The sequence below is a fragment of the Oculatella sp. LEGE 06141 genome, assembly GCF_015207605.1.
Taxonomy (GTDB): Bacteria; Cyanobacteriota; Cyanobacteriia; order Elainellales; family Elainellaceae; genus Oculatella.
Map to the genome: position 1 here is coordinate 25,487 of NZ_JADEWO010000007.1, position 13,588 is coordinate 39,074.

Consider the following 13,588-nt stretch of genomic DNA (forward strand, 5'->3'; position numbering starts at 1 on the left):
TCAGCTATGGCAAACCGCTCTCGCCGTCTTACGTCACAACCTCAGCCGTCAGAATCGGCGATTGTGCCTGCCGAGCCATCCGAGGTTAAGGTCAATATTTTGGTGTCGTCGTCCCCTGGCCCGATCCGTCGTAGCTGGCGATCGGGTTGGATCAGTACGGTAACGCTGCTGGGAATGGCAGGAGCCGTAGTTGGCGGGGGCTGGCTGGCCGTTCAGCTTATCATTAACCCCGGCTCGGTGGAGTGGCTAAGCTGGCTATTGCCTGAGTGGAGTCAACGTCCGCTAACACGATGGGATGCACCCAAACCGCTCAGCGAAATTCGAGCAGAAGCGAAACAGGAAGCGTTGCTGCTGGGTGTGCCGCTGGCTCTGAAGACCGAGGTGGAATCAACCGATGAGCTATTGCTATTTCCTGTTTTAGCGGATGCTGTAGATTGCAGTTTGGCAAACGTTCCTGCATCTGCGTCCTGTGGTTCCATTGTTGAACTCAGAGTGTACCGCGTCCAGGCCGGTCAGTCGGCGGCACGGGAGGAGCAGGTGTTGATATTACACGATCGCCTCGCTGTGAAAGGGCTACAAGAGCTGGAGGCGATCGCGCCCTTGGTGCAGTCAGCAGTCACTAACCCTGGTTCCACGCGCATTCTACCCCTGGAACGGGTGAATGTAATTGCTGGCAAAACAACGGCTCCCGGCATGTGGCTGATACTGAGCGGCACCTGGGCACGGGGCAGTAATCGCGTCGTCTATGGGCATGTGATTCACTACGATCCGGGGCGATCGCGCCTGGAATCGCTGCTGTCATGGACTAGCCCATCCGGTAAAATACCCTACTGGCAAGAGATGACGGGCGGTGAACTGGCCGAACTCGTCGTAGATCAATCCATTGGCCTGGAGCCAGAGATCGAACTGTATCAGGTCAAGGCGAGCGGCTCGTCTGCCCGACCCATGCGCTTGGAGGCGCTGTCCCTCACAGAATCAGCATTGGCCGACCGCACCTACGAAAACGCGCTGGTTTTAGCCCGCAACGGGTTGTGGTCACCCGCCCTGCAAGTGATGCAGTCGGTTAAGCAACGCCAGGGGCAACGGTGGACGGCGGCGGCACAAGCCCAACTGGATTTAGTTGCCGCCCATGCCGCTATCACTAAAGCCAATGCCGATCGCCTGTGGGCGAGTCCTAGCCAGCAAGTTAGCGCTCTGTTAATTGATGGCCGTTGGGCTACCGCGCTGCAATCGGTTCAGACGGCACTTCAGGAGGGATACGAACTTCCTGGCCTCATTGCTACGGATGCCGATCGCCTCTGGCGACGCGTGGATATCGCGTTACGGATGAATGCCAGCCGTCCAGATGTGCTGACCTGGGGGGCATTGCTCACCTATTCCCAACAGGGACGAGAGGCCGCGATCGTCTGGACGCGTCAACGAACCAGCACCCTGACCGCCAGTGCTGCAACCAGCAGTCGGGTGATGCAAGTGCTGAATTTGATCGATCGCCCGACTGCTGCAACAACGGCGGCAGCCAATTCAGACCCGGCTAATCCAGACTTAGCTAATCCAGACTTAGCCAATCAGCACAGCAGCCAACTCATAGGCACTGCCACCCCCCTGACTACCGTGACGCTGGCCGACTGGTTGCCGCTTCAGCCAGACTCACCGCCCACCTTACCAACTGGACAACGCTGGTATCAGATTCGGGTGTCAGAATTTTATGACGGTGAACGGTGGCGGCGATCCCCCGCCTCTGACCTCAGTACCGCTAAAACGGCTCAGCCTATTGCAAACCAGCTTGGGTTGGCGGCTCAGCCATCGATTCAAATTGCCATTTGGACAAACGATGCCCAACCGCAAGTGGTTCAATCCACTGTGACAGCCGTGCGAAGTAGAAACGGTGAACTTCAGCTTCTGGCGGTTGGAGATGCGCCCAGGAGCGGCACTAGCGTTGCAGAGATGCCGTTTCCACCCCTGGCTATTACGCTTAATACCCTGGCCTGGTCAGAGTTGGGAACGGCGATCGCTCTAGCGGGGTTAGAGCAACAGCAACCCGCCCAACTCCGCACGCTGTTGCCGCTGCTGTGGCGCGAGTTGCAGCAATCCGATCGCGTTCTGCCAATTCAAATCAACTCCGAGCAATTGTTGCCAGAAGTAGGAGGATTGCCCGTTCAACTCGTTGACTTAACCGGGAATGGTCAACCTGAAGCCCTGGTGACCGTTTCATCACAGGAACTATCCCCTCGCTACTCGGCTACCAGCACCGAGGCGGGCACAGCGTTGCCGCCTGCTCAAACGCTGATTTTCTCAGACCAGGGGATACTGATGTACAGCGAATTGACTCAATCTCCTGATCAAACGTTTATGGGCGTGATTCAGCCGCAGGCTGGCGCGGCACAGGCCATTTTGGTACAACAATCCCAGGGCTATCGGCTGTTGCGCTGGTCAAGCCAAGCTCAACGGTTTGAATAAAGGCTAATGGCACAGCAGGGGTCGTTAATCAGTAATTTGCATTGTTCTGGAATAATGAGGGCGGCAGGGAGTGCCCCAGCAAACCTGTTGGGCCGGCAGATTACCCATAACGCTACTGCGAGCGCCAACGACCGCATTGGCACCAATCTGTACGCCCGGTGCCACAAAGCAATCGGTAGCAAGCCAAACGCCGTTGCCGATGCGAATGGGTGCGGTCTTTAGCCCAAAGGCCGGATCGGTGAAGTCGTGGCTACCCGTACACAGGTAGCTTTTTTGCGAGATGATACAGTGTTGCCCAATTGAAATTGAGTCGAGGCTGTAGAGAACCACGTCATCTCCAATCCAGCTATAGTCTCCGATCGCCACCTTCCAGGGATAGGTAACGCGAGCCGTTGGGCGAATTAAAACACCCACGCCAATATCAGCGCCAAACAACCGCAGCAGCCCTCGACGTAAAGCGTTAAAGGGATGGGGGCTGAGGGGAAAGGCGATCGCCTGCACCAACCACCACACTAAGACCATCCAACCCGGTCGTCCCCGGTCGAAGTGAGATTGGTCATAGCGGCGCAAATCTACCCACGGCTTGGCATTCAGGTCTGGAAGCGGTTCGCCTGTCGCAAAATGGTCGTCTCGCGTGCCCATATCCAAATGACTAGTTCACAGACGGATCGGTACTCGGCATGGTTCGAGGTACTTTCGGTGCGCTGTGCGACTTGAGTGTACCATTCAAACAGCCGCCAAGCTGCCGTAGCTCGTAGAGTTTGACCTGAATTTGATATTCATACTGGCTGAGCAAGCGGGCATAGATATAACCCGGTTTTCCATCTAAAAAGCCCAGCCGGATGAAGTAGCACCAGAGAAAGCGCAAGATTGGTTTGAACGGTAGGCGAATCCAGATCTTCTTCAAAAACCGCTTGCGCTGCACTGAATCCCCAAACGGGCTAGCGCCAATGGTTCCTTGATCATTCATGCCGCTGAGCAAGTTGTGATAGACTCTGGCTTCCCAGTTGGAATAGCGATTGTGCCGTTCTAGCCAGTGATACAGGTCACGAAAATCTTCGTGCAGCATATCATGCTTGAGATAACCGACTCGTCCGGTTAACACTACATGCTCATGCACTTCGTTGTCGCCCGTGTTGCGAATTTCTTCCGTTTGAAGATTTTCGTATCGTCCTTTTTGATGGCGAAACAGGCGCAGGTTCCAGTCCGGATATTTGCCACCGTGCCGCAGCCATTTGCCCAGAAAAAATACGCGACGGTTGATGTAGTAGCCGCCAAACCCTGGGTTTTCAATAGCCGCCGCGATTTCATCCCATAGTTCTGGTGTAATTCGCTCGTCGCAGTCTACAATTAACACCCACTCATTGCGAAACGGCAAGTTGTCTAACGACCAGTTCTTTTTCTTCGGCCATCGTCCGTTGAACTGAAACTGAACGACTTTTGCGCCATAGCTTTCGGCAATTTCAACGGAGCGATCGCCACTTTGGGAATCAACTAAAAAAACCTCATCGGCTCTAGCCACGCTATCCAGGCACGCTGGAAGATTAGCCTCTTCGTCTTTAGCAGGAATGAGAACCGAAACGGGGATTTTAGACGGCGTATAGGACATAGCCAAGAGTCAGGATGACAATAAGTTGCTTGTGAACAAAGGAACGGTAGAAACACGAAGCCGTGTGATGCTGATCCTTACAGACAAGAATTCCCTGAAAACAGAATGATGAACCCGTGTCACAAATGTTTGTGCCACTGAGCCGTTGGTAGAATGCCCTGAACTGCTGCCCTGATGTACCCTATTTGACCATAAGCGTAAACCAACCCATCAAACCGTTCTGCTGGATCGCCCACGCCTTTGAGGGAACGGTATACCCCTCGCAACAAGCGTTCTGTACCTCGCGGAATTTGGTGAATTCCAGCCCGACCGGCTAGCCGTTCGCGGTAACATTCGCTAATTCCCTGCCACCAGCTTCGTTTCAGAAACCACAAGGGATGTAGCCGCTCTGGAGCAACATTGTGAGCCACGAGTGCCTCTGGCAGGTAGGCCACCTGTAACCCCATGTTTAAAGCTCGTTCTGTCACGTGTAGTTCTTCGTTAGAGAGCAGATTTTTGCCAACTCGACCCAGATGAATATCGAACCCGCCAATGGTATCTAAAAATGTGCGACGGATGGAATAGTTTAAACCTCGCGGCGTTAAGCCGGGGCGATCGATATACGTTACAGTATCGCCTAAATCGTAGGCTCCTAAATTTCCGGCTAGCTCTGGGGAGAGCCAGCGAGGCGGTATCATGCCTGGTGCCCACAGTAGGGTCACTTTACCACCAGCGATTGCGAGTTGCTCATTGGTTTCATAGGCGTGGTGCAGCATTCTTAGCCACTGAGGGCTGGCAACCGCATCGTCATCTAAATACGCCAATATGGGACTGCGCGCCGCCTTAGCGCCGGTGTTGCGTGCGATCGATAACCCCGCCGTTGGCTCAAACAGGTAATGCAGTCGCGGATGCGGCAGACGCGACTCAACCACCTCACGGGTGCGATCGGTGGAGGCATTATCAACCACAATCACTTCATAGTCGCCCGTAAAATCTTGACTGAGCAGGCTGTCGATCGCAGCTCCGAGGTAGCTATCCCGATTGTGGGTGCAGATGATGGCCGAGATCTGCGGATTAGGCATAAGGTTGAACTCTACAGACAGCCGCTTTACCAAACGAGCGGAGTTCAAAATTTCAGACGGATGGGCTGAACTAGAACGTCGGTTGCTCGGTTAACCTCCATTTAGCCCTAAATTGAAGCAAAACCTGTCAAGTTCCAATAAAGAAACCTGGCTACAGCATAAAGATCGTACTTGCTGGGGAACAATCGTATATATAGCAAGCTTTAAACGGCTGGCAGATGACTCTGTTGCTTAAATTCTGCCAGCACTCGCGACATCTGGCGATACCCCACCAGGGGAATACGCTGGAAACCGTTCAAACGTCTTGCACAAGGGAGTGAATGCCAACCAGCGTTTTGGCTAACTGGCTCAGCTTGGTTTCTAGTAGCTGTCTACGAGCCAGCAATTGCCGCAACTTTTGGTAGCGGGCGATCGCCAAACTGACATAGGGTAACTGCTCGGTGGGGCAGGGGCGGCACCATAACTGCCCGTCGGTATCCAGGCCGCAAAGCCGATAGCCAGCACGAGACGCTTCTTCAGTGGGTGCAGGTGTTTCACCCTGAGGCTGACTGCACAGATCTTGTACGTATTCCATCAGATGAGCAATTTCGGCGTGGCGCAGCGTTCCGGTGGCGGCAGATTGTGCCGGGGAAGAGGTGTGCCGATGCGATTCCAACCAGCCGTCTACAATTGGCCCTTCCAGGTAAAGGGCTTGAATTTGCAGCATTACCTGCTGAAGTTCGGTTTGCCAGCGCACCACAACCTCTTCAATTTCTCTCAGTAAACCGATCGCCAGATTGGGGTTAGCCGCGTGACGGTGATTGCTAAAGCTGGGCAGCTTGAATTTGGGTAGATTCGGAGACTTAGGCCAGTCTTCTTGCACGGGAAACGGCTGCACGGTATCTGTGGCCTCAGTCACCCTGGGGCGGTTGGTTGACTGAGCTGAGTTACCCACTTTGAAGGAACAGGTTTCGCCACGCGCGGCGGCGGCCTGTGGTGCGGGTGGCGGTGTCGATCGCGGTGGCGGGACTGGTGGTGCTGATGAAGCCGCACCCCGTGGAGAATTAAGCTGGCTTAATGTTGCCTCAATGCGTTCCAGCCCTCGTTTCATAGTTATCTCACACCTCAACCAGCCAGTACCGTCTCAAAAAACGCACGTCATCAACGTTTAGGATGCTGTTTAGGATTCTAAAGGCTGAGTTTGCGAATTTGTGGCTATTCTAACCGCTTAACCCTACCGTCAAGTAGATCGACAGCATAAATGTAAATTATTTATCTCTAATGGTCGATTGAGGTGCGATCGCGGCGATCAAATGCACTACTTTAAACCGCTGAATAGCCGATGGGCTGGACTATTATTGCAGAACGGCAACAATAGATTCATGGTATTTACTGAAACAACTTCAGCGGATAAACCGCATCAATTGATACTGGTAACTGGGCCAGCGCGATCGGGCAAAAGTGAGTGGGCTGAACAGCTAGCCGCTCAGTCTGACAAGGCCGTTGTTTACGTGGCGACGGCACAAGTTGACCCCACCGATGCAGAATGGCAGGCACGCATTGCCCAGCATCAGCAGCGCCGTCCGGCAGGGTGGCAGACGCTCGCCATCCCAGTTGAATTATCTGCCGCTATTCACACCGCTTCGGCTACTGACTGTTTGCTGATTGATTCGTTGGGTACCTGGTTAGCGAATGTGCTGGAGCAAGATGACATCACCTGGCAGCAGACGGTAACCACGCTGATTACCAGTTTGCAGCAGTGCGAGAGCGATGTGGTGATTGTGGCGGAAGAGACCGGATGGGGTGTGGTTCCGGCGTATCGGTTGGGGCGGCAGTTCCGCGATCGCCTCGGTCATCTCATGCGACAAATTGGCGCGATCGCCGATGTGGTGTATCTGGTTACTGGCGGATATGCCCTGAATTTAAGCGTTCTTGGTGTACCGTTGCCAGCGGTTAAGCGCTCGAACCAGGCCGATTTCTAGTACATCTGCCCACAAATCTTAGATTTAGTTAAAGTTTGAACAGCCCATAACCTTCTGAAACTCGCTAGGATCAAACCAATCGCAGCAGTGCAAGTGTTCCCATTACGGTTGAGGTTCGAGTTAACGCTATGGCATCTGAAGCTCAAGTTAGACAGTATCTTGCCTATTGGTTTCAGCTAGGCAAAAAAGTAGTGATTCACGATGGTCGTGAAACGCTATTGCCGCAACCCGTCATCCAGGGCGATCGCTATAGTGCCGAGTTTGAATCGTGCTGGCAGCGAGTGACAGCGTCAAACTCTGGAACGTGCTATCTGGAAGGAACCAACCAAACGATTGACGAATTGTTGTCTTCGCGGTGGGATGTTAGCTCGTGCGCTCGGTGTGCAATGCCTGTGCCCCAGTTGAACCTGGGCACGCCCTCGCTAGAATGCCCGTGTACTGACCTACCTGGCTGGCCAGATACAGAATTGCCGCAGCCGCGATCGCCCGTTGACTCAACCGATCGCCTGAACCAGATTCGCGATCGGCTGTTGCAAGTAGGGCGACAATCTAACTCATCCTCTCACTAGCGCTTTTGCTGAAACAGCCGACCATTGCGAATTTGTAAAACAGGGTGATTCGATAACCGCACCAGTTGTTCATCGTGGGTCGTCACGAGTACGGTAATTCCAATCGAATTTAGTTTTTTGAGGATCTTGACAACTTGCCACGAGTTGTCGGCATCTAAGTTTCCGGTCGGCTCGTCTGCTAGCAGAATCGGTGGCGTACCCACGATCGCCCGTGCAATGCTGACCCGTTGCTGCTCGCCGCCAGAAAGCTCGTCGGGAAAGCAGTTGGCTTTGTCGTGCAGTCCAACCATCTTTAACGTTGGCAACAGCCGCCTATGGATTTCTTTACGGGTGAAACCCTGTGCCCACAGCACAAAGGCCACATTCTCTGAAACAGTGCGACGTGGAATCAACTTATAGTCTTGAAACACAACGCCAATTCGCCGCCGCAACTGCGATAACTGGTTGCCGCGCAGTTGCGACAAGTTGCAGCCATTTACAATTACATCTCCCTGGGTCGAGCGTTCTGCGCCATAGAGCAGTTTCAACAGGGTAGACTTGCCGGAACCAGACGGCCCGGTGATAAACAAAAAATCGCCTCGTCTCACCTGGACGTTGACATCAACCAGCGCACTACAGCCGTTGTCATACACCTTTGTGACTTGCTGGAGTTGCACAATCAGGTTAGACCCTTGCTGCTGTTCTGGAGGGGTGTTGGAGACTGGTGGCGCTGAATAGCCACGGGGAGCGGTGGGGGGACGTTCGGTACTAACTGGGGTCATGGTGCCAACTGTAGCAAAGCCGCTGCTAAATCAGAATAGATCAGCCATTTCTTAGAGCCATATTTCTGAAGCCACTTTACTTCTGAAGCCACATTGTAGTGGCTGTCGTTTGAGCCGTCACTACTTTGTTGCATTTTAGTGATAGTTTACTGGCCAGAGTGAACCAGGGCGCGCCAAGCAAACCTGGGTAGTGCCAGCATTCGTCGCCAGCGCCAAGGCTCTTGATAAAGACGATACACCCATTCCAGATGGTTGTTGCGTAACCATTCAGGCGCACGCACCTTGGTACCAGCCCAGATATCAAAACTGCCCCCAACTCCAATCCAAACGGCATGAGGGCAAAGGTGTCGATGTTCAGCAATCCATAGTTCTTGTCGAGGCACCCCCAACCCCACCAGAATGATGCGCGGTTGGCAGTCTGCAAGGGTTTGGCGAAGCTGATGTTGCTCATCGGTTGACAAATAGCCATGTTGGCTCCCGGCGATCGCCAAACCTGGAATGCGTTGCTGCAACACCTCGGCGGCCTGCTGGCATACCCCTGGCTGTCCGCCGTACAAAAAGACAGAACAGGGCTGCTGGCAATGGGGCGATCGCTGCAACAGGAGTTCGGCCAGCTCAATTCCCGGGCAGCGCTGCACGCGTTTACCGCGCAGACTCAAGTACAGAACGACCCCCGAACCATCTGGAATCACTAAGTCTGCTTGCTGCACAATCGTGGCTAATGCTGAATTTTGCTCAGCTTGCATTGCCATTTCGGCGTTGAGCGTAACAACGTGAACTCCTTTTTGCTGCTGGATTTGGTCGATTAACCAGGCTGGATAGTCTTCCAGAAGATGAAGCGGCAGTCCCAGCACGGTTGCCCGACTTGGGGATGAACTGGGCATTTCTTGAATCAATTCAACCATAGGGGTTTTGCTTTCCCACGATTCACATCACAACACCTGCATCTGGTCGTTTGCTGACCAGTATTAATTTGGTCGCAAATGCTGGGTGATGTCAAACAAATTTAGGCTGAATTTTGGTTGGCACGATCGGTTGAAGGGGGTGCGATCGCAGCTAGGCTGGAGCGATCGGATACATGACTCGATGGCCTTGCTCTCAGGAGTGAGGATCTGGGTTGGTCGTTGCCAAGTGCAGCAGCGGGTAAGCCTTGCGTCCCTCAGCCCAGATGATTCGTTTGTTCATTGGGTTTGAATGCGGCCTGCCAATGGAGTGAAAGTTAATGGCTGCGTTGAAGAGTGCCGTCAGCATATAGCTCCAGGGGAACCAGTTCTACTTTGCCGTTAACCGTTACTTTAGAGTAGACAATTTTGACGAGAGGGGCTTTGTTGTGGTTGTGGCGCTGAGACATGGAAAGGACTCCGCGATCGCTTTAATTTGCAAGAGAACTACTGTTATGACGGTGGTATAAAAACGAGTTTGAGTTAGACAAAAAGCCGAGTTATTACAGGTTTGGCGAATTGTAGTGAAAATTGCCTCGTATCGTAAGACAACACCGCTCGACCTGCCGATTCCTTATCACCCTACTGGATATTGCGTGAATCTACGGTTAAGCTCATTCGCAGTACATAAAGATCGCAAGAAATTAAGGGGCAGAGGGCTGGCGATGCTCAGAGTTGCGCTGCAAAATTGCTCTATGGGCTACAACCTCGTGTCCAGCGTAACGATTAAGCAACCTTAAACAGGAGATAATCAAGCCAGTCGATTCACGGGGTTGGATCAGCTAATGTTCTCCTCATTTGCCCTAGAACTTATTTGCACCCTGTTGATATAGGTGTTGTTTCATCGCTTTATGGCGATGCTCCGGAAATTACTCCAGAATGATATGGCTACCCTAATCCCTCGTTTGATCCGCGATCGCAATGCCAACGGTTCGTCCGCAACTTCGCCACAAGCCAGGCTGGATGCTTACTATCAAGAGATCAAAACCATCATTCTTGCCCGCCAAAACCCGATTACCGGGCTATTGCCTGCCAGTACGGCCATTACCAGCCACGGCAACTATACCGATGCCTGGGTGCGGGACAACGTCTACAGCATTCTGGCGGTGTGGGGGTTAGCGCTGGCTTATCGCAAGCTAGACGACAACCGAGGCTATATCTACGAATTAGAGCACAGCGTTGTTAAGCTCATGCGCGGGTTGCTGTTTGCCATGATGCGGCAGGCCAACAAAGTAGAAAACTTTAAGCAAACTCAACATCTGCTGGATGCGCTCCACGCCAAGTACGACTTGCACACGGCAGATACGGTGGTGGGTGACGACGAGTGGGGTCACTTACAACTGGATGCTACCTCGCTGTACCTGCTCATGCTGGCGCAGATGACGGCATCCGGCTTACAAATTATCTTCACCATTGACGAAGTTAACTTCATTCAAAACCTGGTCTATTACATTGGTCGTGCTTACCGCACGCCCGATTACGGCATTTGGGAGCGAGGCAACAAAATTAATCATGGCAATCCTGAACTGAACGCCAGTTCGATCGGCATGGCAAAGGCGGCACTGGAAGCGATGAACGGGTTAGACCTGTTTGGCGTTCATGGCAGCCAAGCCTCGATTATTCACGTGCTGCCAGATGAGATTGCCCGAACTCGCATGACGTTAGAATCGCTGCTGCCGCGAGAGTCGGGTTCAAAAGAGGTGGATGCGGCGCTACTGAGTGTGATTGGCTATCCTGCCTTTGCCGTTGAAAATAAGTCGCTGATTGAGCTAACTCGCAGCAATGTGGTGAACAAGCTGCAAGGAAACTATGGCTGCAAGCGGTTTTTGCGCGACGGACACCAAACCGTTTTAGAAGATAACACTCGTCTGCACTATGAACCGTTTGAACTGAAGCAGTTTGAGCATGTCGAGTCGGAGTGGCCGCTGTTTTTTACCTACCTGTTGCTGGATGGGCTGTTTCGGGGCGATCGCCAGCAGATTGACGCATACCAACAGCGGCTAGATGCCTTACTGGTCGAGCGAGACGGGATACATTTACTGGCAGAACTGTATTATGTGCCAGAAGACTGCATCGAGGCGGAGCGCCAAAATCCGGGCAGCCAGGTGCGGTTGCCCAATGAAAATCTGCCGCTGGTGTGGGCGCAAAGCCTTTACTTGTTGGGGCAACTGCTGTACGAGGGCTTCCTGGCTGTAGGAGATATCGATCCGCTGGGGCGGCATCTGCGGATGGGTACCCATCGCGAACCGCTTGTTCAAATTGCGCTGCTGGCCGAAGATGAACTGCTGCAAGCCGAGCTGGCGACCTACGGCATTGCCGCCCAAACACCCAAGCAGGTTGACCCGATTCAGGTGCGTCAGGTGGGTGAACTGTCGGATGTGTACGCTCAAATTGGCCGCAACGACAAGCTCCATCTCAGCGGTCGTCCGGTGCGGCGGTTGCGAAGTTTAACCACGTCTAAGATTTTTCGCATCTGCGGCGAAACGGCGGTGTTCCTGCCCTCGTTTCTCGATCCGCAGCAGTTTTATTTGACGCTGGACTATCACTTCTTAGTGGCGCAAATTAAAGGAGAACTGGCGTACATTCGCGACCACTGGAGCCAGTTGGGGCGGCCAACCCTGACGCTGTTACTCATGCACAACATGTTTGATGGCGAAGGTGTGGAGGCGATCGATCAATCGCCGCTGCTGGAGCTAATTAAAGAATTGCGCGACGGTCAGTGTAATGGGGTCGCGGTAAAACTGGGGCAACTGAATCAGCTTATGCTGACCGCTGGAATGGAACGGGTCGATTTCATTCACGATTTTCAGTTCACGCAAGCGCCTGTGCAGGATGCGGCTCCAACCTTTAACTATCTGGCGTTTGATGCCAGCCAAAACTGGCCGCTGAGCAGTACGCAAGAATTTATGCTGGAGTGCGAAACCAATATTCCGCTGTTGCTCACCAGTTTGCGGCAATCCCATAACCTGTATGAACAAATTGACCTGCTCGAAACGCTGGTACAGCTACGGGGGTTAGCGTTTGACACGGGGTTAGGCGGAGCCAGCCACCTGGTCACCGTTGCCGATTTGTTGAACGAGGTTTATGTCAAAGCCAGCCAACTGCGGCTATGGGCAGTGATTCGTCGTGCCTCTGGTCTGCTGAATAAGGTAGACGTGGGGTTGTCGGATGCGGTTACGGATATTTTGGTGCGGCAAAAGCAGATTTCGGTCGGTAAGGCCTACAGCGCGGCATCGCTGATTACCAGCCCCCTGTCCGGAATTGAACTGATGGAGAAGATCCGGGAGTTCTGCATTCGTGATATTCGCGATCGCCCCCTCACCCAGGAGATTTTAATTTACCTCGGTGTGCTAATCAAAACCGATCCCCATTTGTTTGAGGGGCTACTAACGCTGCGGGTGGGATATTTAATTTTGCTGATTACCAGCGAACTGGCACGTGAACGCCAGGTGACTCAAGATGAAGCCTACGAGCAACTGATGCAGCTTAGCCCGTTTGAAGTCAAGTCACGCTTGCGGCAAGTACTGGCCGAATATGGTGAGCTGAATCAAACGCTGTTCCAGCAAGAGTCGATTCAGGTTAAGACGCAGCAAGATATTCAGTGGATGGGGGTATCGGACGGGAACGGTGCAGAATCGGTGACCACCGACTGGTGGCGCAAACGTCAGCGAGATGGAGCGCTGAACTGGGTACCTGCCGATTTTTACCCGACGGTATGGCGGTTGATGAAACACTGCAAAGGCATCTTCATTGGCGACAAGCTCGATCGCCGCAACCGCTTAGACAGCCACCTGATGCTGTCTGAAATGACACCGGGCGAAACGAATTTTGCGCTGCGGGTGGAGCATTTGCTGAATAAGATTCAGGCTCCAGAATATCGCCAGGTCAACATCGAAGCGCTGATGGAACTCGCCGCGATCGCCGATCGCAACCCCGACTTGCAAATTGAAGGCTACATTGTTCTGGACGTACTGATTGGTCACGCTGTCCGTTTAGCATGGCTCGAACACCATCCCGAACATAGCGATCGCTATGATGAACACAAATCAATAGCGTGGCGTTCGTTTTACGAAAGTTCTCCCCAGGCATGTGCCCACTCCATCGCCAACGCGATGCGGTTCTTGACGGAACTGGGACAAGAGAGTGTGATCTGGATGGCGATCGCAGACGAAGAGAAACAAGCCGCAGAGCCGTATCCCTTGCCCGAAGGCTAAACACTGAACGGTGTT

11 protein-coding genes are annotated in these 13,588 nt (G+C 53.2%); 4 read left to right on the top strand and 7 right to left on the bottom strand.

Annotated features, from left to right (window positions below):
• Positions 1–6: 6 nt before the first annotated feature.
• The gene (locus IQ268_RS07050) at positions 7–2,457 is read left to right on the top strand and encodes a hypothetical protein (protein WP_193876950.1); all 2,451 of its coding nucleotides are present in this window, start codon (positions 7–9) and stop codon (positions 2,455–2,457) included.
• A gap of 24 nt (positions 2,458–2,481) precedes the next feature.
• Here the strand turns inward: IQ268_RS07050 and hpsU are convergent, their stop codons facing one another.
• The 4 genes from hpsU to IQ268_RS07070 all read right to left on the bottom strand — a co-directional run bounded on the left by hpsU (position 2,482) and on the right by IQ268_RS07070 (position 6,217).
• Complete coding sequence (gene hpsU, locus IQ268_RS07055) at positions 2,482–3,099, bottom strand: hormogonium polysaccharide biosynthesis acetyltransferase HpsU (RefSeq protein WP_193876952.1); 618 nt, start codon at positions 3,097–3,099, stop codon at positions 2,482–2,484.
• Positions 3,100–3,109: 10 nt separating this feature from the next.
• Positions 3,110–4,066 (bottom strand): glycosyltransferase family 2 protein, encoded by a 957-nt coding sequence (locus IQ268_RS07060; protein WP_193877215.1) that lies wholly within the window; start codon positions 4,064–4,066, stop codon positions 3,110–3,112.
• A gap of 119 nt (positions 4,067–4,185) precedes the next feature.
• Positions 4,186–5,127 carry a glycosyltransferase family 2 protein gene (locus tag IQ268_RS07065; RefSeq protein WP_193876954.1) on the bottom strand — a complete coding sequence of 314 codons (942 nt, stop codon included), beginning with the start codon at positions 5,125–5,127 and terminating at the stop codon, positions 4,186–4,188.
• A 295-nt stretch (positions 5,128–5,422) separates the two neighbouring features.
• On the bottom strand, positions 5,423–6,217 hold the full coding sequence (locus IQ268_RS07070; protein WP_193876956.1) for a hypothetical protein: 795 nt from the start codon (positions 6,215–6,217) through the stop codon (positions 5,423–5,425).
• A gap of 271 nt (positions 6,218–6,488) precedes the next feature.
• Between IQ268_RS07070 and cobU the strand changes: the two genes are divergently transcribed.
• The gene (gene cobU / locus IQ268_RS07075) at positions 6,489–7,088 is read left to right on the top strand and encodes a bifunctional adenosylcobinamide kinase/adenosylcobinamide-phosphate guanylyltransferase (RefSeq protein ID WP_193876957.1); all 600 of its coding nucleotides are present in this window, start codon (positions 6,489–6,491) and stop codon (positions 7,086–7,088) included.
• A gap of 128 nt (positions 7,089–7,216) precedes the next feature.
• Positions 7,217–7,657, top strand: coding sequence for a hypothetical protein (locus IQ268_RS07080; RefSeq protein ID WP_193876958.1), 441 nt, complete (start codon positions 7,217–7,219; stop codon positions 7,655–7,657).
• On the opposite strand, the gene ftsE is transcribed toward IQ268_RS07080, so the two are convergent.
• The 3 genes from ftsE to IQ268_RS32800 form a co-directional block, all read right to left on the bottom strand.
• On the bottom strand, positions 7,654–8,418 hold the full coding sequence (ftsE, locus tag IQ268_RS07085) for a cell division ATP-binding protein FtsE (RefSeq protein WP_193876959.1): 765 nt from the start codon (positions 8,416–8,418) through the stop codon (positions 7,654–7,656). The two genes, IQ268_RS07080 and ftsE, sit on opposite strands and share 4 nt — an antisense overlap.
• Positions 8,419–8,564: 146 nt before the next feature.
• The gene (locus IQ268_RS07090) at positions 8,565–9,323 is read right to left on the bottom strand and encodes a WecB/TagA/CpsF family glycosyltransferase (protein WP_228035161.1); all 759 of its coding nucleotides are present in this window, start codon (positions 9,321–9,323) and stop codon (positions 8,565–8,567) included.
• 314 nt (positions 9,324–9,637) lie between these two features.
• Positions 9,638–9,769 carry a hypothetical protein gene (locus IQ268_RS32800; RefSeq protein WP_255527154.1) on the bottom strand — a complete coding sequence of 44 codons (132 nt, stop codon included), beginning with the start codon at positions 9,767–9,769 and terminating at the stop codon, positions 9,638–9,640.
• Positions 9,770–10,243: 474 nt separating this feature from the next.
• On the opposite strand from IQ268_RS32800, the gene IQ268_RS07095 reads away from it, so the two are divergent.
• Positions 10,244–13,573, top strand: a complete 3,330-nt coding sequence (locus IQ268_RS07095) for a glycoside hydrolase family 15 protein (RefSeq protein WP_193876960.1) — start codon at positions 10,244–10,246, stop codon at positions 13,571–13,573.
• Positions 13,574–13,588 lie beyond the last annotated feature (15 nt).